This window comes from Paenibacillus sp. FSL K6-1558 (genome assembly GCF_038002565.1).
In the GTDB taxonomy this organism is placed as follows: Bacteria; Bacillota; Bacilli; order Paenibacillales; family Paenibacillaceae; genus Paenibacillus; species Paenibacillus polysaccharolyticus.
In genome coordinates, this window is sequence record NZ_JBBOCV010000001.1 from 2,969,570 (window position 1) to 2,989,477 (window position 19,908).

The following is a 19,908-nucleotide window of genomic DNA, read 5'->3' on the forward strand; positions in this document are numbered from 1 at the left end:
TATCTCTTTTCCTATTTACACCACAACCAATTTACGCATCCATCCCCGGTTGATTGGGACGAAGAATCACGGAACCGACAGCCAGCAGGATCACGGCCATGGCAAACAGGATCAGCAGCGGCAGGGTGATGTCTGCCAGCGTGCCTCCGGCGGAGATCGTTTCGACTGCCTGAATCGTCCATTTTTGCGGTACGAAGTTCGCCAGCTTCTGCATATACTCCGGCATGATGGATAACGGCCAGAAGCAACCCCCAATCATACAAGTTGGTACAATGATAAGAGAATTCAGCATACTGGCATTTTTCGATTCACGAATCAAACCGCTCACAGCACTCGCTAATCCCATCGATACCAGCATAAACGCTCCAAGAATCAGAAAGTGAATACCAAACGGAATCCCTGCATCATAATGCAGCACCCAACGGCTTATACCGAGCACGAGCATAATCTGGATGACTCCAATCGCCAGACTACCCAGAAAGTTTCCTAGCGCGATCTCATATGACCTAACTGGAGCAGTATACATTCGAGCCATCGTACGTTGTTTTCGATCGTCCATAATAACAGCCACTGCACTCGTTAACAGTCCCATCATGAACATAATCGTGAATCCGGTGACGTTATTTAAACCTGGCTTGGGATACAGTTGCAGATGTAATGCTTCCCCGGATAGATGATGCCTCCCAATCTCTTGCAGGAGCTGTTCGAGTTTCGCCTCCTGACTCTTAGCGTCAGCTTTAGAAGGCAACATGGTAGCAGATGTTTGTACGGCAGCAGCAGACTGTTTCAACCCATCCGCAACCCCTTCGGCGGCTGCTCGTAGGATGTATGAGCTTTCGCTGACACGCATTTCAATCCACTGGATCTCCACGGGCTTCCCCTGTAACAGCGATTCGGTGTAATTGGCGGGAATTACAATTCCCATGCTTGCTTTTTGGCGAACGATATCCGATTTCACTTCTGCCTCGTTACTCGCAGCTTTGAAGCTGTACTCCTTCGTACGAGCGAGCTCTTTGATCATCCATGATCCAGCGATCCCCTCATCCATATTGACATAAGAAACAACCGCACGACTGGCCTGCTCACTTCCAAAAAGAGCAACTGCACCTGTCACAACAAGGCATGGTAACAGTAAAAATGCAACAAACCCACGTTTACGTCCCAGTGTTCTCCGGATCATTAACCAAGCGATATGCAGACTATTCATAACGATATCCAACCTTTCTGTATATCACTGCAGCAACTGCTGCTAGCACTGCACACACGGCCCCAAGCATGAAAATATTGTGCATGACCTCTTGCAAAGTTGCACCCAGCATCATACTCAGAAAACTTTGAAGCGCCCAATGATTCACCGTGAATTCGCTAATGCGCTGTACAAAATCGATGGCGATCGGAGTAAACCCGCCGCTAATAAAAGTCATCACGATGATAATTCCCTGCATTAATGCAGTAGCTGAAGCAGCGCTTTTACTAACCAAGGCTACAATAATACCCAAAGTCATTGACGCCAGCGTAATAAGTATACAGATCAGTACAATTAACCACGGATGACCACCCCAATTCACGCCAAATAATAGGTTGGTCATGACGATAATAATGATTGCTTGTAAAAAGGCAAGCAGACTGTTACCTGCAACTTTGCCGGCAAAGATCACTCCATTGCCTACTGGCGTTGCCTGAAGACGCGCGAGCGTTTGTTTGTCGCGCTCCGTAAACAGGCTGTTAACGGTGGTCATGCCAGAGTACAGCATAAACATCGCCAGCATGGCTGCTGCGTAATACTGTGAAGCGCTGTAGGATTGGCCGGAATTCCCCGGGCTGCTGACCTTAATATTCGGCTGTGCTGATGGCAATCCAGTGCCATCTTGCGTTGAAATCGCCATCACCGTTTCTGGCCCAAGGACTTTTGCAATGGCAGCCTGTCGATTCAACTCATCCGTAAAGCTAGTGAATACGGTCTGCCCCACTACATTAAGTGTATTGTCTTTTCCAAGTATCCATTGTAGCTTAACGGTTTTTCCTGCCATCCATTGTTGCACCATATCCGAAGTCATGATCACCGCAAAATCAAGATCTCCTTGTTTTAACGCATCCATCGTTTCGTCCTGTGAAGACATGTTTTTCACTTTTATCATTTGGGCTACTTCAGGTGCAGCCACAAAGGCTTTCAGGGCTTCACCTGCCGGAGAGGATATCGCTTCATTTGATTGCACAATCCCCACGCGCAACGTATCAGGCGTCGTATCTTTTCCTGTTCCCATCGCGCTTGATAATGCCGTTCCCAAGATAAAAATTAATAATAAAGGCAGAATGAACAGATTAATCACTACAGAACGAATTTTCAAAATACGTCTGAGTTCAAAGATACAAATATGCCATATGCTCATGCCATCTCCTCCTAGTCTCGAAGCGTACGCCCGGTCAGATTGAGGAAAAGCGTCTCGAGATCCGGTTCTTCGACCCGGAGGGATTGAATGGACATGTCATGTTTGCTGCAAATAAACAGCATATCTTGCAGCGCCTGCTGTGCCGAAGGCAGCATAATCGTTAATGTGTCTTCCGTGACTTCTACTGCCCGTACACGCGGGTGAAGCTTAAGTTCTTCCACAGCACCGGCATCCATGCCGGAAGTGGTAAGTACAATTTTTTCCTCCGATGCAACACGTTCCCTTAACTCAACCTCGGTTCCACAAGCAATAATCCGGCCTTGATCCATGATAGCTACCCGATTACTGATCGCAGCAACCTCCTCCATATAATGACTTGTATAGATAATGGTCGAGCCCATCTTGTTGAGCGTTCGCACCGATTCAAGAATGTGATTGCGGGATTGTGGATCAATGCCCACGGTGGGCTCATCCATAATGATCAAATCCGGCCTGTGACTGAGCGCACATGCGATGTTGAGTCTGCGTTTCATGCCGCCCGAGAAGGTGGATGGAGCATCCTTGGCCTTATCTTGCAAACCGACAAATTCGAGAGATTCCTGCACTCTTTCTTTGAGCTTCTTCCCTCGTAATCCATAGAGCCGGGCAAAAAAAGTAACATTATCCGCGGCACTCATCGTTTCATATAAAGCCAAATCTTGCGGAACCAGCCCAATCTTACGCTTCACATCGAGTGGTCGCTCCTTCACCGATATGCCGTCCAGTCTGATCTCTCCCTGATCCATATTGAGCAGACCTGCAATCATGCTAATCGTAGTACTTTTCCCCGCTCCATTCGGTCCAAGCAGACCAAAAATCTCTCCCTTTTGCACACTTAAGTTGAGGTGATCCACCGATAACTTGCTGCCATACCGTTTTACAACGTGATCCATTTCCAATATATTCATTTACGTATGCCCCTCCCATATGAGCTCTTACCGCGATATTTCTATGTCTATTGTATCGAATGTCTCCCCTTGGCGAAGGTACATAAAGTCATCATTCAAAGGTGACTTAAGTCATCTCCTGATGTTGCGGTGGCCTATGTTATAATCAAGGATGCGTTATCGTCTTATTCTCCATTATGTTAAAAAAGGATGTCATCTACATATGCCCTTGGGATCCCTGCAATATGGTTTATTGGTTGTACCTGCTGTGTTGTTCAGTTTGACCCTACCTTTACATGGCGAAGCACTGTACACCTTTTACATCCTCATCTCGACCTTACTCGCTGTAGCGAACCGCTTTACCCGTTCAGGCGCACAGCAATCACTGTTATTTCTGGCAGAAATAATGTGGGCCAGCTGGTTGATCGCGCTATACGGCCCCTTTATGATTTTCATCTCTCTATCGGTTCTTTATGTTTATATGTATCGGCTCGGTGGATCTATAAGATGGTTCATATTAGGGTTTCAGCTGATTACAACGAATCTTGCACTGTATTGGCATGTTGCAACTCCAACTACGCTCAGTTCTGGAGCGATGGAAGTTCAAATGAACACCATGAGCTGGTTCTCGGACTCTGTGAAGATAAACATTGGCGTAAACCTGCTCCTATGGATGACAGCGGCTCTCTCCTGGCAAGGAGCCAAAGCTGCAAACGGTCGCAAGCAACTGGAGCATGTGTATGACGAGCTACGGCATAAGCATTATGAGCTACAAGAGACGCGTGCACAGTTGCTGTCATTTTCCAAACAATTAGAAGATGCGGCTCAGGCAGAAGAGCGTATTCGAATATCCCGTCAGCTTCATGATGATATCGGACATCGGCTAATACGCACCAAAATGATGTCAGAAGCTGCCTTGCTCACGCTACCTTTGAATAACGAACAGGGTACTGAAATGGTCAAGCAGATTCGAGACCAGCTGGCTGCAAGTATGGATGATATGCGTAACACCCTTCATAAACTTCGTCCTGATTTTCATGCATCCGATGCCTACGCTTTGGATCGTCTATTAGAAGAAGTCGGTCGCGATACAGGGATACAGACTCATTACGAGATTATTGGTCAGCCACACACTCTCTATCCAAGTACGCAGATTGTGTTGTACAAAAACGCCAAAGAAGCTATAACGAATGCCATTAAACATGGAAAGGCCACTTCCATTCGTTTGCAGCTGGCTTTTGGGCATCAGGAGATTCGTATGAGCATCAGTAATGATGGCAGCATGCACTCCCTTTTAGATACAAGTGTAACAACAGGCCTTGGGCATGAGGGTATGCGTCAGCGTACACAGTTCATTGGAGGTACCATTGAGGTTCAACCCACCGCCCCATATACCGTTATCACTCGAATCCCCATTACAAACAAAATGAATTTACTGTAAAACGGAAAGGAATATGCTCATGCCAGAACCGAACAATAGCACTCAGAAAACATTGTCCGAGCAACCTTCAATGATTCAAGTCCTCCTTGTCGATGACGATCCCTTCATCCGGGAAAGCCTGAACGTGGTGCTCGGTCTCGATGCGGGTATCCACATTACAGGTACGGCTTCCAATGGGACGGAGGCACTTGCCTGCCTTGAATCAGGAACAGCTGCAGATGTTGTACTCATGGATATACGTATGCCCGAATGTGATGGGGTCGAAGGAACTCTTTTGATCAAAACCCGTTTCCCCGATATCCAGGTACTGATGCTGACAACCTTTGACGACGATGAATATATCATTCAAGCTATACAGTACGGAGCGAGTGGTTATCTACTCAAAAACGTCCCTCCTGCCCGGATCGTGCAGGGCATCAAAACCGTCCATAACGGGGATATGCTGATCCACCCGGATATTGCACGCAAACTCGCGGGTTTGCTTCGAACGCCAGCTTCTCCTCCGGTAAACGAGCCACTTGAAACGCATGGGCTTACACGCATGGAGCTTTCCGTTGCCGAAGCTATATCAGAAGGACTATCCAACAAAGAAATTGCCACTAAACTGTTTCTCAGCGAGGGTACCGTCAAAAACTATGTAACTGAAATCCTGGGTAAGCTGCATTTGCGTGATCGCACCCAAATCGCCATTTTTATTTTGAGAAAATAAAGCAAAAAGGTACTTCCTCACGCCAGCCAAGGCGTTTGGAAGAACCTTTTATTACATTTCGACTGACCCTTTGTCACTCACTACAGGGGCTGGTGGTAAAGCCAGTGGAGCTTCGCCCACACGTTGCTCTTTCCGGCGTGTGAATAATTTGAGCGTAACCACATGAAACAACGTCACCGGACGTGGCTGAACTGCCCATGCTTCATGTTTATCCGGTGCCATAATCACACCAAGCTGGTGGTGCTCGCCTTCGTAAATCGCTCGTTGCATAAACTTGCTCTCTCCTTGATGATTACGCACCTCCAGCTTGCAAAAAGCCGGATTCATCCGCAGTGCCCGGTGTAGCTCTTCGGGAGAATGAACGAGTATACCGTTCACTTTATACAATGTCTCCCCTGCCTCAATTCCGAGCTCTGCTGCAGGACTCTCTGGAATCACACTAAGTACCTTAAGTCCATGCTGAGGGTGAACAAATGCAGGACTAAGTTGCTGCTCTTCCAATGCGCTGTACCACACCAGGAGTTCATGTCCGGCAAAAGCTACCAAGGCTGCAATCACTGTCAATGGTGACCACCATACGGCAAGCAGACTGAATACAAGTAATGCCAAGCTATACAGCATCAAACGTTTAGCTGAAACCTGGAGTTTACGCCCAGGTAGCATACTTTGTGTATTTTCGCTAAATCCCAGCAAGATGGGTAGTGCCATTAGCGTGTAGCCCTGACCTGCATGAAGTAGCGGAGTCCACGCCAGTTCTGTGATACCTCCGGTTGTCGGAACAAGAATTAGTAGCGGAACCGCCCAGAAGAGTTGAATCTGATATCCGCCTACCAACTTCCCGCGTTTACCTTCCATCAGAAACGGTGAGGCCATAGATACACCCTGCATTCGTGCCAATATAGCTTCGCCAAAATGCAGCAATGCAGCCAGCACGAGCAGCACAGGCATGTCCAATGCGCGCACTGTGTCCACAGCCTGTCCAAGCATACCGACAGGCTGCCAGCTGGAGGCTACATTCAGAGCAAATTGCAGAATCCCCAGTGCCCCCGCTGCATAGGCAAAGCACAAATAACGGATACGAATTAAAGATAAAACCAATGCTGCAATCCATATGCTGATTACACTACCTAGCGTAAGATAAGTGCCAAGGAAAAGAGATATCATGGACACAATTACACCAATGACAATTCCCCCGAGAACCGCTCGAATCGCCTGCGTGATCGAACTCTGCATACGTACATGGAAGAGTTTCCGTTCCTGGAGCAACTGACGATGATAAATTAAAGCAATCAGAATCACTGCCATATAATAAAACGGCTGAATCAACAACTGTAACAATGCTTCCCCTAATACAGTTAACCAAGGCCATACCCATTCCATTGTAGCATTTCACTCCTCTCCTTCAGCCGGTTCAGAAAAAAAGAAGGCTGAAAATCAGCCTTCTTTATGGCTTCGACACAGCGGACGAAATATCCTTTGAGACATTTTCGATCGCGCGTTTCAGCTGTGCATCATATTGAGGATTGGCAATACGTTCAATCAGAGATGCTTCCAGAGACTCTGCCGTTTTCTCATCGATTTGGCCAGTAACCTGAATGCCTTTTTTCTTCTGGAACGCCTTGACGGCTTCTTCGGTCTTCTGGTCGTAGTATCCGTCCACACGATCCGGCTTGAAGTCAAGTCCTCTCAGCATCGTCTGCGCACTCTTCACATCCATGCTATTGCTGTCATATTTCAGTGGCAACTTCTCTTTATTAATCGGCGCAACCGAGAAATAGTCTGGCTGGTTCACTGCAATATCCGGTTTGATGCCTTTTTCATGAATCCAGGTACCGTTTGGTGTCAACCACTTGGCGATCGTAATCTTCAGCAGGCTACCGTCGCCCATCTGTTTATCGTAGCTGGTCTGCACCGTTCCTTTACCAAATGAATTTTCACCTACGAGTGTAGCACCAGCAGATTGTTGCAAAGCTCCTGCCAAGATTTCGGAAGCACTCGCGCTACCTTTGTTCATCAAGACGGTAATAGGATAAGGTTTGGCTGATCCATTCGATTTACTTTGTTCCTTCTTGCCATTTTTATCTTCAACCTGAACGATGACTTTACCTTTCGGTACAAACTGTTCTGCTATATCGATAACGACTTGTAGTACACCGCCCGGGTCATTCCGTACATCGATAATCAGGCCTTTCATATTTTGCTTCTCCAGCTTCGCGAGTTCTTCCTTGAAGCGTTCACCTGTATTCAGCGAGAACTGCGTAATGTTGATGACACCAATACCGCCATCTTCCATATGCGCATAAACGGTTTCCAGATCAATATCATCACGAACAATCATGAATTCAATCGGCTCTGTCGATCCCGCACGTTTCACCTGTACTTTGGCTTCGCTACCCTTTGGACCTCTAATCTTGTTAACCGCTTTGTTGAGCTCAAGTCCTTGAAGCGATTCGCCGTTAACGGACATAATGATGTCTTTCGCACGGATACCTGCTTTTTCAGCAGGCGAACCTTTGATTGGGGAAACGACAACGACATTACCGTCTTGCGAAGAAACCTCTGCACCAATACCGGTAAATGAACCTTCGATGGACTCTTCAAACTGGGCAGCTGTTTCCTGTCCCATATAGTTGGAGTAGGGATCACCGAGAGATTCCATCATGCCGTTAATCGCACCATCAATCAACTTGGTACGGTCGACATCTTTATAATAGTTACTGGAGATCAAATCCATTGCGGTTTCAATCTTCTTTAAATCGTTTTTCTGCTGCGAGCTGCCGGTTACACTTGCCAACAGTCCTTCGCCGGGTTTTACTTGGCTTGTAATACCCGGGTAAGTCATTAACACGATGGTTAACAGACTCCCGCCAAGCAGTCCCAAAATAACGAACAGCAGCGCCGATCTTTTTTTCATCATCCGTATGTCACCGCCTTTAGTATTGAAGCGCATCCGATTCGAACTGCCCCGAATCATTCCCTGAACATGCCAGCTTAGTATATGTCTAGCTTGTACGGATTATGATTTTTCCATTCGAAGTTTAAACTATATAAGTTGCAACGCATTAAATCAGACAATCTACAAATAGTTCATCGGATTCACAGCTGTTCCGTTATCACGCACTTCAAAGTGCAAGTGAGGCCCAGTTGAGTTCCCTGTATTGCCAGACTCGGCAATCGTATCGCCTTTATTTACCGTATCTCCCTTGCTGACCTTGAATCCACCTTCACGCAAATGGCCGTACAATGACCACAGACCTCCGCCATGATCAATAATAACCGTGTAGCCATAGCCACTATACCATTCAGCCATAATGACAATCCCGCCGGAAGCCGCATGAACGGATGTGCCTACTGGAACGGCAAAATCGACACCTGCATGCAGTTTGCCTACTTCCCCTGTAATCGGGTGAATTCGCGGACCGAACGGTGAAGAAATGCGTCCACCAGACACCGGTCTTGCAAAAATACCGCTACCTGACGAATAAGTTACCTCACTGTTGCCGCTTGAACTTACACGTGTTGGCGCCTTGGCTGCTGCTTTGGCACGTGCCGCAGCTTGGGCCCGAGCTTTGGCTGCAGCTGCGGCCTGTTGCTCACGCAATTTATTTTTCTCCTGTAACAGAGCTGAGCGTTTGCCAGCAATCTGCATCAACACAGCTTCCTGCTCAGCCGTCAACTCTTCGGATTGTTCAATTTTAGCATCATATGAAGCCAGGAGCACCTGCTTTTCTTTCTCTTTATCGTTCAGCTGCGACTTGCGCTGTTTCTTCTGTGAATAAAGGCTTTTGGCCTCCGCATATTGTCGGTCCAAATCTGCCTTTTTCTCTACCACAAGTTGCTTGTCCTTTTTATGTTCATCCAAGAGATGCTGATCCTGATCCACAATCGTTTTAAGCGAGTCCGCACGGGTCAGAAAATCGGTAAAGCTGGTGGAAGATAAAAGGACATCAAGGTAGGATACTGCCCCATCCGTATACATCAGGCGTACACGTGACTCTAGCAGTTTTTCTCTTGCGACGATCCGGTCTTCTGCTGCTTGCAGATCTTTTTTCGTTGTACGAAGATCTTCCTCCGTATTTTCAATCTGCAACGATACACTGGCCAGCTCATCACTAACGACATTGATCTGTTCCAAGACAACCTTCAGGTAAGCATTGGTTTTGTTCTTGTAATGTTGCGCTTCCTGTTTATTGGCCGCAGCCTTTTTTTGCTCCTGCTTGGCGGAAGCCGCCTTGCTCTCCAGTTGCTGAATCTGTTGATCAATATCGCTGATGCTATTCTTGGCATATCCGTCAGAAGGTTGAAACGTCATACCGGCCAGTAACATAAAGGCCAGCAGCGAAGCGGTTTTTTTCAAAATGATGATCCCCCATCCTATGAATTCACAAGAAAGCAACCTGCACAGGTGGTGAACAGCATGTTCTTTGCTTTCTTTCATCAAAACAACAGTTGCGTCTTTTCTACATATCGTCAAACAGCATTCAATAATGAACCTGTTTTGGCATTCTTCTCGACATTTTCTACACTTTGAGCGACTTGCGAATGGACAGTGTACTGCCCAAAATACCCACGAGCACACCAAGCCCAATCAGTAACGTTCCCATCAGTGGCCAGATTTCGCTGAGTGGAATTAGATTCAGCATCTGCATGAAGACATCCTGACCAATCGTTGACATCAGTTGACTGTATCCGAAGAACAGAACCGCGACCGTGATAACGGAACCGATTAGTCCAATTAACGCCCCTTCAATAAAGAAAGGCCAGCGGATAAAAGTGTTGGTTGCACCCACTAGTTTCATAATGCCAATCTCCCGGCGGCGCGCCAGAATCGTTACGCGAATCGTATTCGAGATCAGGAACATCGACATCAGGCCCAGTCCCCCGACAAAAATAAATCCGATATTACGAACAAGCTTCGTAAATTTGAATAACACATCTACCGTTTCCTTGCCGTAGTTCACTTTCATGATCGGCTTCTCGGCATATTTCTCGTTCAATGCTTCAATCTTCTGCGCGACAAAATTGACCGTTTCCGGTTCAATTACTTTAACTTCAATCGTATCCGGCAATGGATTGTTATCTACATCAAAACCACCGAGAACATTATCCGCATTTTCGCCTAAACGATCACGGAATTCTTTTAATCCTTCATCCTTCGGAACAATTCGAATCTCGCTGACTTCAGGCATGGCACTGATCTCCTGACCAATGACATTGCGCAGGTTCTCGTCCACATTCAGCTCCAGAAAGGTACTGATCTCTACCTGGCTGTCTACCTGATTGGCCATAGAGTTCACGTTAAGCACAAGCAACATAAACACGCCAAGAATAAACAGAGAGACGATAATCGACATGACGGAGGCCACTGACATCCAGCCATTGCGGAATACGTTCTTGAAGCCCTCCCGCAGATGTCGCAAGAGAGTACTAAAATTCATAACCGTATTCCCCTCTCATCTGATCCCGTACAATCTGTCCGCGTTCAATGGCGATAACCCGTTTACGCATCGTATTAACAATATCTTTGTTGTGTGTTGCCATTACAATCGTTGTGCCCCGGAAATTGATCTCGTCCAGCAGTTGCATAATGCCCCATGACGTCTCCGGGTCCAGATTCCCTGTAGGCTCGTCCGCAATAATGACGGAAGGATTGTTCACAATCGCCCGTGCGATCGCAATCCGTTGCTGTTCCCCGCCGGAGAGTTGTGAAGGTTCGCGGTTGGCCTTGTTGCGTAATCCCACCAGATCGAGCACTTCCATAACCCTTTTCTTGATGTGACGCTTCGGCGCTTCAATAACTTCCATCGCAAATGCCACGTTCTCATATGCTGTCATCTTCGGTAACAGGCGGAAATCCTGAAATACAACACCGATATTACGGCGCACATAAGGAATTTTTCGTGGTTTCAACTTGCCAATATTAAATCCGTTAATGGATATTTGCCCTTTGGTTGGCACTTCTTCTCTGTACATCAATTTCATGAATGTCGATTTGCCTGCACCGGATGGACCAACGATATAGACAAATTCATTGCGGTCGATCTTCACCGACACCCCTTGTAATGCGTGGGTACCATTGGCGTAGGTCTTCCACACGTCCTGCATTTCTATCACATCATCACTTCCTGCTCACATAGTTAGCCATTATGATTTCGACACAATCCCGGCATTTCCTTTAAAAAGGCCTGAAATTCATCAGGAAAAATCCATCCTGTCCCTCTTTTGCTGGTGAAGCATGGATTCATATGAAGTTTATTGTAACAAATTTGTTACCTATTGAGTACCCGAAAGTTTTCCACCCTTGGATCATATAGATAGAGAGTGTTACGAATTCCGGAACAACAGAAGCCAAAAGGAGCGTTTGGTTATGAAAAAAATACATGTAACGGTCATCGCCCTGTTCTCCCTGCTCTTGATCGGCTCCGCGTCCTATGGATTGCTCTATATGTACGTAAACCAGCCTACTTTGCCCAAAGGGGTACAGATTAGCGGCTGGGCCATCGATGGCAAACATCGCAAAGAGGTACTGGCAGAACTGCACACTCGCATTCAACAATTACAGGACTGGCCTGTCACACTGGAAGTGGCTGAACCAAACCCGATAACGATGTCACATACTGCCGCCGAACTAGGAGTGAGTTACAGTGCAGACAGCTTCAAGGCCGCAGTACAACAGCTGGATGAGGGGAACCTGTGGGAACGCGCGTATGCACGGTATCAATTTCCCCAGACCTTCTCTTTGGATATGAACTACAATGAACAAACCTTTCAACAATTGCTTAGCCCTGCCTGGGAAAAAGAAACCTTCGGTACGCCGACCGAAGCCGTCCGCCGCATCACCGCAAATGATCAAGTGCAGTACATTCCGGAGAAAAGCGTGCGCCGGATTGATTGGAAAACACTTAGCACCCTCATGCAGACCAAGTTGCACAGGGAGCTGAGCGATGTGATGGATGGAGTAAAACCAGAACCCATCCGCATTCTTTTACCTCTATACACCTTGAAGCCAGAGGTAACGATCGATTCACTAAAGCAGGAAGGCATCGAGCGAAAAATCATTCAATTTTCCACAGGGCTGGGAAACAGCAGTCAAGGTCGGATACATAACGTCAGCGCGGCGGCTCAGGCCATCAACGGGATGATTTTGCCGCCTGGAGGTGTGTTCGACTATGAAAAGGTGATTCGCAAAGCGGAGAAGGAATATGGTTTTCGGGAAGCACCGGTCATCGTGAATGGCAGGCTGATGCCCGGAATTGGCGGAGGAATCTGTCAGGTATCCAGCACCGTATATAATGCCGCTCTGCTGACGGGGCTGGATATCGTGGAACGGCGTAATCACTCGTTGCCCGTTAAATATATACCGAAAGGGTTAGATGCCACCTTTGCCTCGGGCGCCATTAACTTTCGTTTTCGAAACAGCACCGAGAAATCCCTGTTGATCCATGCCAAGGTGCAAGGCGGGCGCATGGTGGTGAAGTTTTTCGGCACATTCCCCGAGAACGTCAGTTATGCGCTGGAGTCTCGTACGATTGAAACGCTCAGTGTACCTGTAAAGTATGTATCCAGTAACGTGCTACCTGACGGTGCCCAGCAAGTGCTTCAGAATGGACAGCCCGGGTACATCGTTGAGACGGTACGCACGAAGCGAGTTGATGGCAAAGTCGTTGAAACCAAAACAATCTCACGCGATACCTACAAAGCACAGAGCCGTCTGATTGCCCGCTCAGGTCATATTAGCATGCCTGATCCACAGCAACCTTCCGTGGTGGAGGATGGCATTCGTGAGGGGAATCAGCCTTAAATTCAGGTGGAAATATAAGTTAAACGGGGAAGCTTTACACTGGACACTTCGCTGACAGAATAACCTTCCGATCGCTGTTATCCCCGGATTTTTTGGATTCCCTTTTCCAAAGGGGAAAATCCGGGGATAAAGGCGAAGCTTATGCTTCCGATGTAGCTTTCTTGCAGAAAGCTTTTAGCTTCGCTTCTTCAGGTTTTTTCTGTCCTCTCCGTTATGGTGTAAATGAAAGTTCAACCTATATATTGAAGTAGGCAAATGTAAGCCTTAAAAACAACTAACGAATGATCCTTAAGAAGTAAAAATGCACCTGTCTCATACCCTTGTACGGGATATGAGACAGGTGCACTAGATTTACGGATTTGTAAAATCCGTTTATTGCATAACCTTTTGTTTCCTTAGCTTAAAGCTTGCAAAACGTTATAACTCAAGACTCACCGGATCTATGCTTCAAATACACGGTCGGTGATGGCTTAACTTCGTTCTCCTCTGCTTTAGTGCCCACCTGTATACTCGTGTTGCTCTTCTCCTACAACCATTTTCTCTTTCCCCATGAAGAAGGAAGCGATCAGTGCAAGGGCTGCCGGAATAACCGCCCAGGCAAACAGCTGTACAATGGAAGAGGATAACGCATGTGTGATGGACTCCAGCACCTGTGGGGGAATCCCTTGACGCAGCTCTGGTGATAACAGTGCATGCGGATCGGTCAGATCCATCCCGGCAGGCAGACCACCTGCAGGCGCCCCAGTCGTTGCACCAGCTTCTCCAGCGGCACCAGCCATGTTGTCTGTCATTTTGCGCGTAAACACTTGACTCTGTACAATGCCAAAGATCGTGATGCCCATCGTCATGCCCAAGGAACGCAGAAAGTTCAGCGTTGAACTGGCGGCACCGCGTCTTTGCGGTTCGAAGGCATTCATAGCTGCATTACTAAGTACGGAGAAGGATGCACCGACACCAAGGCCAATCATGACCATGTATACCCGAATTGTCCATAGGGATGAACCTTCATCCAATGTCGTGAGCAACCCCAGACCCACTACAAGCAATGCCAGCGTTGGAATCATAATATTGCGGTATTTCGTTTTGGTCATGAGCACACCGCCCATAGAAGCCGTCACGACGGAACCCAGCATCATAGGCAGAAGGACAAGACCCGAGTTGGTTGCTTTACCACCGAGTACGCCCTGGATGAAAATCGGGATATATACCGATGCCGTGATGAACGCAGCACCACTGAACATGGCAATAACATTGCTTGACCAGTACACCCGCTTGCGGAACATACCGAATGAAATAATCGGCTCTTTGGCCTTCGTTTCTGCATACAAGAAGATCAATGCCAGCACGATAAAGCCGGCAAACAGCCCCAAGATCTGTGCAGAGTCCCAAGCAAACGTCTTGCCACCCAGCTCCAGCGCAAAGATCAGGCAGACCACGGCACCAATCAGTGTAACAGCACCCAGCCAGTCAATCTGCTGTGACTGATGCTGGTGAGATTCCTTATAGAAAAATGCGATAAACAGAAATGCAATCAAACCGAGCGGCAGATTGATGTAAAACACCCATTCCCATGTGGCATACTCTGTAATGTACGCACCTAGCAGCGGCCCGAATACACTCGAAAGACCGAACACTGCCCCAAACAGACCACCCAGCTTCCCCCGTGATTCAGGCGCAACGACGTCGAACATAATCGTGAACGCAATCGGCACCAGTGCTCCTGCACCAATCCCTTGAATTGCTCTGTACATCGTCAGTTCCACGATGGATGTCGCAGTTCCACACAAAGCGGAGCCAAGCATAAATACGATGATCCCGAAGACAAAAAACTTTTTACGTCCATACATATCCGACAGTTTACCGAAAATCGGCATACCTGCCATCTCAGCCACCATGTAGGCAGAAGTTACCCAGACGAACTTGTCGAGCCCGCCGAGCTTACCCACAATATCCCCCATGGCCGTAGCCACAATGGTATTATCCATAGAGGCCATTAAGATGCTGAGCAGCAAACCTGCCAGCACAAATCCAATTTTATTGTTACGCGCAGCCATTGTTGTTAATCTCTCCATTCCCGTTCTATTCATATGACTGCATTAGTATATCCGAAAAGAAGTAACAAGCAATCAGTCCAAGGACCGATTGCTTTATGGCAAAACCTTCTACCTTGGGGGATAACCATAAGTTCTACTTTTATAAGATTATACGAGCCGTCTCTTGCATCTTGCCTCTTGGCTAAATTCGCTCGCTGTTGCCCACCTTCGCTTCCGGATCAACGGATAGTTCGCCAGAGTACTCCACAAACCGGATATTACAGCCGCGCCCAATATGGACTCGACTCCCTCGAACCGTATCCGCTTCGGTATCTTCCAGTACAATCTCATCACCTTCGATCAGTTGAGCCCTGAAGGATGGTGCACCGCCCAATCCGAGCGCTTTCCATAATCCGCTGCGTTCCTTGCGCCGAATATCGATACGCTCACCGCCTACTTCTCTTGCTGAAGAGGACGTGTATAAACGAATCTCCACACTGTCTGCATTAAGAAGTCCGCCGACCTTAATATTGCCCTGAACGTTGATCACTTCACCCTGCACATCTCCATCAATCGTCGCCATACCACCGATATCAATACGCTCACTGTCCACTCTACCGCGCACATTACACTTTCCGTTCACAGTAAACTCAGGCGTAGATAAGTCTCCATTAATCGTGGTCATGCCATCCACACGTACCCGATTGCTGACCAGTGGACCATTAATGGTACACATTCCATTAACCATCGTACTCTCGGCACGCGCCGCACCATGAACTCCCAATGTTCCATTGACATCTAGAGATTGGGTCCGCAGTTCTCCCTCCACTTTGGCCATTCCGTTGATCGTTGTGCTCTCGGAGACGAGGGAACCGTAGATTTTCAGCGTGCCGTTAACGCTTAGGGAGGAACAATCCAGATCACCATCCAGTTTAGCCATACCGTCAATATTCACTCGGTGATAAGAACCGCCTGTTGTTTTGCGAGAGCCTGTGACATTCAAATCATTTCTTAAGTGACGTTCTTCCATTCGTAAAATCCCCCTCAGCCCAATTTAAGTTTCAATTCTTCCATGAACGTTGCAAGCGGAATGCGAAGTACCACTTTTACCCCTTGATCAAAATAAAGTTCAGCTCCCGAGTTCACCACCATAAAGGCAGGTACGCCCATCTTGCGAATAAGCAGCAATTCACTAGCACGGTCACGGAACCGGTAATAGTGTTCAGACATTACATCAATCAGGAGTAACCCCTCCTGCTGAGTGATATCCCCGCTGAGAAGCAGCTTTTCAAGCACATAAAGCATCATAATCTGTTCGAGACCATATAATGACTGCTGGCGACCAGCCTCGTTTAACAGATCAAGCGAAGCTAGTGAAACAATGTTTCGATCCAGCAGTTGTTGGTCTGACATCTCCACCTCACCAAGTGTTGGCGAGAACACATCTGCCAGTTCATCCAGCGACAACCCGTCTTTCATATGAACAATCTTGTCGATCCGCTGTAAAATCTGCTGTTTAGGAAAAAATGTTTCCTGTCCCGTAAAAGAAGACTTTCGAATAAACCACTCCTCAGGAATCAGGTTTTTTCGTTTCCAACGATATAATTGACCGTATGAAATGCCTGTCAGGTCAAGTAGCTCTTTTTTGGAGATCAAATCATCCGTCAATTTCAGGACCCCCTTTTCATTAAAGTTAGTGTAACAAAACATTGTTACGTTGTAAAGATACGAGGATCATATGTGATGAAATAATCTATTCTTTGTTTATTTATTTCTTTGTTTTGTTCAGAAAGTTGATTATACAAAGATTATTTACGCAGATATCGAATACGTTTTATAACCTATCATTGCGTTTACTTTATTTTGGGTATAACCTTGAATATAAGCTGATATATTTCAGTTTTCTCACCTTTTCCATGGCATAATAACATCCTTATTCGACTTCCATTTATGAAAGGGGTTACTTTTTGGTATGGCACTCATTAAATGTGATTTCTACTCAGATGCCCTCGGATTAAGTACAAGCATGCATGTGATTCTGCCACAGCAGACCCACAATCAGATCGGAATGGAAAACGTCACTGGTTCTGGTCTGCACCCAACCCTGTATTTGCTTCACGGGATGTCCGATGACGATTCCATCTGGCTACGCCGCACTTCGATTGAACGTTATGTCGCTTCACTCGGAATTGCGGTCGTTATGCCTCAGGTTCATCGCAGTTTCTACACGGACATGGCAGAGGGAGGACAATACTGGACATTCATTAGTGAGGAATTGCCTAAACTCGCGCGCTCCTTCTTCCCGCTGTCACCGAAACGCGAAGATAATTTCGTTGCCGGCCTATCCATGGGCGGATACGGTGCCTTCAAGCTGGCTCTGCGAAAACCGGATCAATACGCTGCGGCGGCAAGTCTTTCGGGTGCTCTTGACATGGCCGCTCATTTGAGCAACGACGCCCCATCCGCTTTACGGCAGGCCGAACTGTTACGTATCTTCGGGCCTCAATTTGCAGGCTCAGAGAACGATTTAATCCATTTGCTCCAGGAGAGTAAACATAACCCGGCTCCACGGCCACTCCTCTATCAATGCTGTGGTACAGAGGATTTTCTGTATGAAGATAATCAGACATTCCGTAAAGCCTGCGCCGAGACAGACTTCAAGTTAACTTATGAGGAAGAACCCGGGGAACATGAATGGGGTTACTGGGACGTGAAAATTCAGAATGTGTTGAAGTGGTTACCGCTGTCTAAAAGAGACTGAGGCACATAAGAGAGGCCTCCCTCTCTGTATTAATTGCCAACTAAAAAAGCAGGCTTAAAGTGGACTGTGCCTCCTCGGTTACTATAACTAACCTGGGGGTACAGTTTATCTCAGCCTGCTTGTAATCATATTAGGTCACTCTATCAATACGCCGCTTTTCCTTCTTCTGGTAGCAACGCTTTGATCCGAAAGGCCATCCGAAGACGCAATGTCTCCTCCGGGTCTTTCAGGCTACGACCGATAATCTCTTCGCATTTTTCCAGTCGATAAATTACAGTATTCCGGTGAATATAAAGCCGCTTTGCCGTCTCGGCAAGATGACAATGCGTTTCCAGATATACAGACAATGTATGAAGCAACATATGGTGATCCTTAAGTGTCTCATCTTCGAATCCTTGCATCGTATCCACATAAAATTTTCTCAGATGATCATGGGGGATCAAACGCAAAATTTCAGATACTTCCTTCGGCTGATACATTTCGATAAAGCGTATTTTTCCCGATATACTCCCGAAATAGAGAGCTTCATTCGCCTCTTTAAAAGATAAAGGAATCTGGCTAAGTGGCTGGGCATAACTGCTAAGACCAAATGACAGCTCCGATTCGTAATACATGGCAATTTTACGTTGCAGACGTTCCAGTAATTCGATAAAGGAAGGTTTGACCATCTCCCACTCTTCAACCAGCGGCATGAGTAGCACATAGGATCGGTCATGGGTGAACAAATATATAGGATGGCGGAAGTGTGCTAACTCCCCTTGAAGATGTTCAGCAATCTGATCCTGTTCTGCCTTATATTGCATGAATGACGTCGCTCGATCCTTGCTATTCAGCTTGCCGACCACACAAAGGTATCGTTGATCGCTGGACAGTCCGAACTCCCTTGCCCGGTTTGCAATCTCCTCGTTGCTCGAGAAGACCCCTCCAATAAAGTTAGTAAAAAACTCATTCTGGATCCGGCGCCGATTCTGCTTCAATGCATTATCCTTCATTAATTCAAACGCAATCACGTTCGTTGCCTGTTCAATGGTCAGAATGCTTGAACGTTCAGCAGGTGATATGAAGCCGGTAATACACAGGAAATGAACTTGTCTATGGGTGAATACGGGAAATAATGTTAACGTTTCACGTTCCTCACCTAACAAGGAAAATGCCGAGAACACGGAAGGCGCTACATGAATTTGACCACCGCCAGATAATAACATCTCCAGTTGTACAACCGTTTTAGCAGGAACTCGGCCGAAGATTGGCTGCAGATACGGCCCGAGCAAATATACAGGAAATCGCAGCAAAGCAGATAATTGATCAAGCAGCTTAGGTATACCTTGACCGCTCATAATTTGTTGGGTGAACTGACGATGGGTCTGTATGGCGTTATGCAACTCCGTTGTTCGTACATCGAGGATATGGCTCAGCGATTTGTTGACAATATCACCTAGCGAAGGATCAACAGGCAGTTCCACCAGAGGCAGTTCCAACTCGTTTGCCAGCTGAACTGCGGATTCAGGAATGTTGCCGAGAAATCTTTTGCTTTTGATACCCAGTCCTGCACATTCCTGTTGCCCCATCTCACGAATCAGTTCAAGCAGAGCCGGCAGGTCATCCTTGAAGTGAAAAGCCGTCGTAATCAGTAACTCATTTCTTTTCAAGTACGGAATAATATCAGGAGCATCCATCATATTGACGGTATGAACCTCCCGATTCAAACCACCGCTTCCCCCTACCACGATTGTGCCGTTGAATACACCCAGCTTCAGCAGGTCACTCATTTTCATCCTTCTCCACCCCTATGGTTAACATGCACAACGAATTCAGCTATTCTTCTACATTTTCGTGAATGCTTTTTA

The 19,908-nt window shown here is 47.0% G+C and carries 16 protein-coding genes; 4 read left to right on the forward strand and 12 right to left on the reverse strand.

Annotated features, from left to right (window positions below; genetic code table 11):
- Window positions 1-31: 31 nt before the first annotated feature.
- The 3 genes from MHI38_RS12885 to MHI38_RS12895 are packed head-to-tail and all read right to left on the reverse strand — an operon-like array spanning window position 32 to window position 3,337.
- Entirely contained in the window at window positions 32-1,207 is a 1,176-nt protein-coding gene (locus MHI38_RS12885; RefSeq protein ID WP_154891280.1) for an ABC transporter permease, read from the reverse strand.
- Window positions 1,200-2,390, reverse strand: coding sequence for an ABC transporter permease (locus tag MHI38_RS12890; protein ID WP_154891281.1), 1,191 nt, complete (start codon window positions 2,388-2,390; stop codon window positions 1,200-1,202). Before MHI38_RS12890 ends, MHI38_RS12885 begins: the two co-directional genes overlap by 8 nt.
- A gap of 11 nt (window positions 2,391-2,401) precedes the next feature.
- Complete coding sequence (locus tag MHI38_RS12895) at window positions 2,402-3,337, reverse strand: ATP-binding cassette domain-containing protein (protein WP_154891282.1); 936 nt, start codon at window positions 3,335-3,337, stop codon at window positions 2,402-2,404.
- 202 nt (window positions 3,338-3,539) lie between these two features.
- On the opposite strand from MHI38_RS12895, the gene MHI38_RS12900 reads away from it, so the two are divergent.
- Both MHI38_RS12900 and MHI38_RS12905 read left to right on the forward strand, forming a co-directional pair.
- Complete coding sequence (locus MHI38_RS12900; RefSeq protein ID WP_308722753.1) at window positions 3,540-4,757, forward strand: sensor histidine kinase; 1,218 nt, start codon at window positions 3,540-3,542, stop codon at window positions 4,755-4,757.
- A 70-nt stretch (window positions 4,758-4,827) separates the two neighbouring features.
- Window positions 4,828-5,466, forward strand: coding sequence for a response regulator transcription factor (locus MHI38_RS12905; RefSeq protein WP_341181922.1), 639 nt, complete (start codon window positions 4,828-4,830; stop codon window positions 5,464-5,466).
- Window positions 5,467-5,517: 51 nt separating this feature from the next.
- On the opposite strand, the gene MHI38_RS12910 is transcribed toward MHI38_RS12905, so the two are convergent.
- From MHI38_RS12910 to ftsE, 5 genes are all read right to left on the reverse strand, one after another.
- On the reverse strand, window positions 5,518-6,846 hold the full coding sequence (locus MHI38_RS12910) for a PDZ domain-containing protein (RefSeq protein ID WP_341181292.1): 1,329 nt from the start codon (window positions 6,844-6,846) through the stop codon (window positions 5,518-5,520).
- 64 nt (window positions 6,847-6,910) lie between these two features.
- Window positions 6,911-8,383, reverse strand: a complete 1,473-nt coding sequence (locus MHI38_RS12915; RefSeq protein WP_341181293.1) for a S41 family peptidase — start codon at window positions 8,381-8,383, stop codon at window positions 6,911-6,913.
- 159 nt (window positions 8,384-8,542) lie between these two features.
- Window positions 8,543-9,823 carry a murein hydrolase activator EnvC family protein gene (locus MHI38_RS12920; protein WP_090922998.1) on the reverse strand — a complete coding sequence of 427 codons (1,281 nt, stop codon included), beginning with the start codon at window positions 9,821-9,823 and terminating at the stop codon, window positions 8,543-8,545.
- A gap of 163 nt (window positions 9,824-9,986) precedes the next feature.
- On the reverse strand, window positions 9,987-10,904 hold the full coding sequence (ftsX, locus tag MHI38_RS12925) for a permease-like cell division protein FtsX (protein WP_154891286.1): 918 nt from the start codon (window positions 10,902-10,904) through the stop codon (window positions 9,987-9,989).
- Complete coding sequence (ftsE, locus tag MHI38_RS12930) at window positions 10,894-11,580, reverse strand: cell division ATP-binding protein FtsE (RefSeq protein ID WP_090922994.1); 687 nt, start codon at window positions 11,578-11,580, stop codon at window positions 10,894-10,896. Before ftsE ends, ftsX begins: the two co-directional genes overlap by 11 nt.
- 253 nt (window positions 11,581-11,833) lie before the next feature.
- On the opposite strand from ftsE, the gene MHI38_RS12935 reads away from it, so the two are divergent.
- The gene (locus MHI38_RS12935) at window positions 11,834-13,267 is read left to right on the forward strand and encodes a VanW family protein (protein WP_341181294.1); all 1,434 of its coding nucleotides are present in this window, start codon (window positions 11,834-11,836) and stop codon (window positions 13,265-13,267) included.
- Window positions 13,268-13,758: 491 nt separating this feature from the next.
- On the opposite strand, the gene MHI38_RS12940 is transcribed toward MHI38_RS12935, so the two are convergent.
- The 3 genes from MHI38_RS12940 to MHI38_RS12950 form a co-directional block, all read right to left on the reverse strand.
- Entirely contained in the window at window positions 13,759-15,321 is a 1,563-nt protein-coding gene (locus MHI38_RS12940; RefSeq protein ID WP_154984792.1) for an MDR family MFS transporter, read from the reverse strand.
- A 181-nt stretch (window positions 15,322-15,502) separates the two neighbouring features.
- The gene (locus MHI38_RS12945; protein WP_090922989.1) at window positions 15,503-16,330 is read right to left on the reverse strand and encodes a polymer-forming cytoskeletal protein; all 828 of its coding nucleotides are present in this window, start codon (window positions 16,328-16,330) and stop codon (window positions 15,503-15,505) included.
- A gap of 14 nt (window positions 16,331-16,344) precedes the next feature.
- The gene (locus MHI38_RS12950) at window positions 16,345-16,968 is read right to left on the reverse strand and encodes a YhbD family protein (RefSeq protein WP_090922987.1); all 624 of its coding nucleotides are present in this window, start codon (window positions 16,966-16,968) and stop codon (window positions 16,345-16,347) included.
- Between the two features lie 304 nt (window positions 16,969-17,272).
- On the opposite strand from MHI38_RS12950, the gene MHI38_RS12955 reads away from it, so the two are divergent.
- Window positions 17,273-18,061 carry an alpha/beta hydrolase gene (locus MHI38_RS12955; RefSeq protein ID WP_308722748.1) on the forward strand — a complete coding sequence of 263 codons (789 nt, stop codon included), beginning with the start codon at window positions 17,273-17,275 and terminating at the stop codon, window positions 18,059-18,061.
- A gap of 143 nt (window positions 18,062-18,204) precedes the next feature.
- Here the strand turns inward: MHI38_RS12955 and MHI38_RS12960 are convergent, their stop codons facing one another.
- Window positions 18,205-19,836, reverse strand: a complete 1,632-nt coding sequence (locus tag MHI38_RS12960) for a PucR family transcriptional regulator (protein ID WP_341181295.1) — start codon at window positions 19,834-19,836, stop codon at window positions 18,205-18,207.
- Window positions 19,837-19,908: the final 72 nt, after the last annotated feature.

Coding starts and splice junctions, on each gene's coding strand:
- MHI38_RS12955 (WP_308722748.1), top strand. CDS start 17,273: ATGGCACTCATTAAATGTGATTTCTACTCAGATGCCCTCGGATTAAGT.
- MHI38_RS12945 (WP_090922989.1), bottom strand. CDS start 16,330: ATGGAAGAACGTCACTTAAGAAATGATTTGAATGTCACAGGCTCTCGC.
- ftsX (WP_154891286.1), bottom strand. CDS start 10,904: ATGAATTTTAGTACTCTCTTGCGACATCTGCGGGAGGGCTTCAAGAAC.
- MHI38_RS12885 (WP_154891280.1), bottom strand. CDS start 1,207: ATGAATAGTCTGCATATCGCTTGGTTAATGATCCGGAGAACACTGGGA.
- MHI38_RS12960 (WP_341181295.1), bottom strand. CDS start 19,836: ATGAAAATGAGTGACCTGCTGAAGCTGGGTGTATTCAACGGCACAATC.
- MHI38_RS12900 (WP_308722753.1), top strand. CDS start 3,540: ATGCCCTTGGGATCCCTGCAATATGGTTTATTGGTTGTACCTGCTGTG.
- MHI38_RS12910 (WP_341181292.1), bottom strand. CDS start 6,846: ATGGAATGGGTATGGCCTTGGTTAACTGTATTAGGGGAAGCATTGTTA.
- MHI38_RS12890 (WP_154891281.1), bottom strand. CDS start 2,390: ATGAGCATATGGCATATTTGTATCTTTGAACTCAGACGTATTTTGAAA.
- MHI38_RS12940 (WP_154984792.1), bottom strand. CDS start 15,321: ATGGCTGCGCGTAACAATAAAATTGGATTTGTGCTGGCAGGTTTGCTG.
- MHI38_RS12915 (WP_341181293.1), bottom strand. CDS start 8,383: ATGATGAAAAAAAGATCGGCGCTGCTGTTCGTTATTTTGGGACTGCTT.
- MHI38_RS12905 (WP_341181922.1), top strand. CDS start 4,828: ATGATTCAAGTCCTCCTTGTCGATGACGATCCCTTCATCCGGGAAAGC.
- MHI38_RS12935 (WP_341181294.1), top strand. CDS start 11,834: ATGAAAAAAATACATGTAACGGTCATCGCCCTGTTCTCCCTGCTCTTG.
- MHI38_RS12895 (WP_154891282.1), bottom strand. CDS start 3,337: ATGAATATATTGGAAATGGATCACGTTGTAAAACGGTATGGCAGCAAG.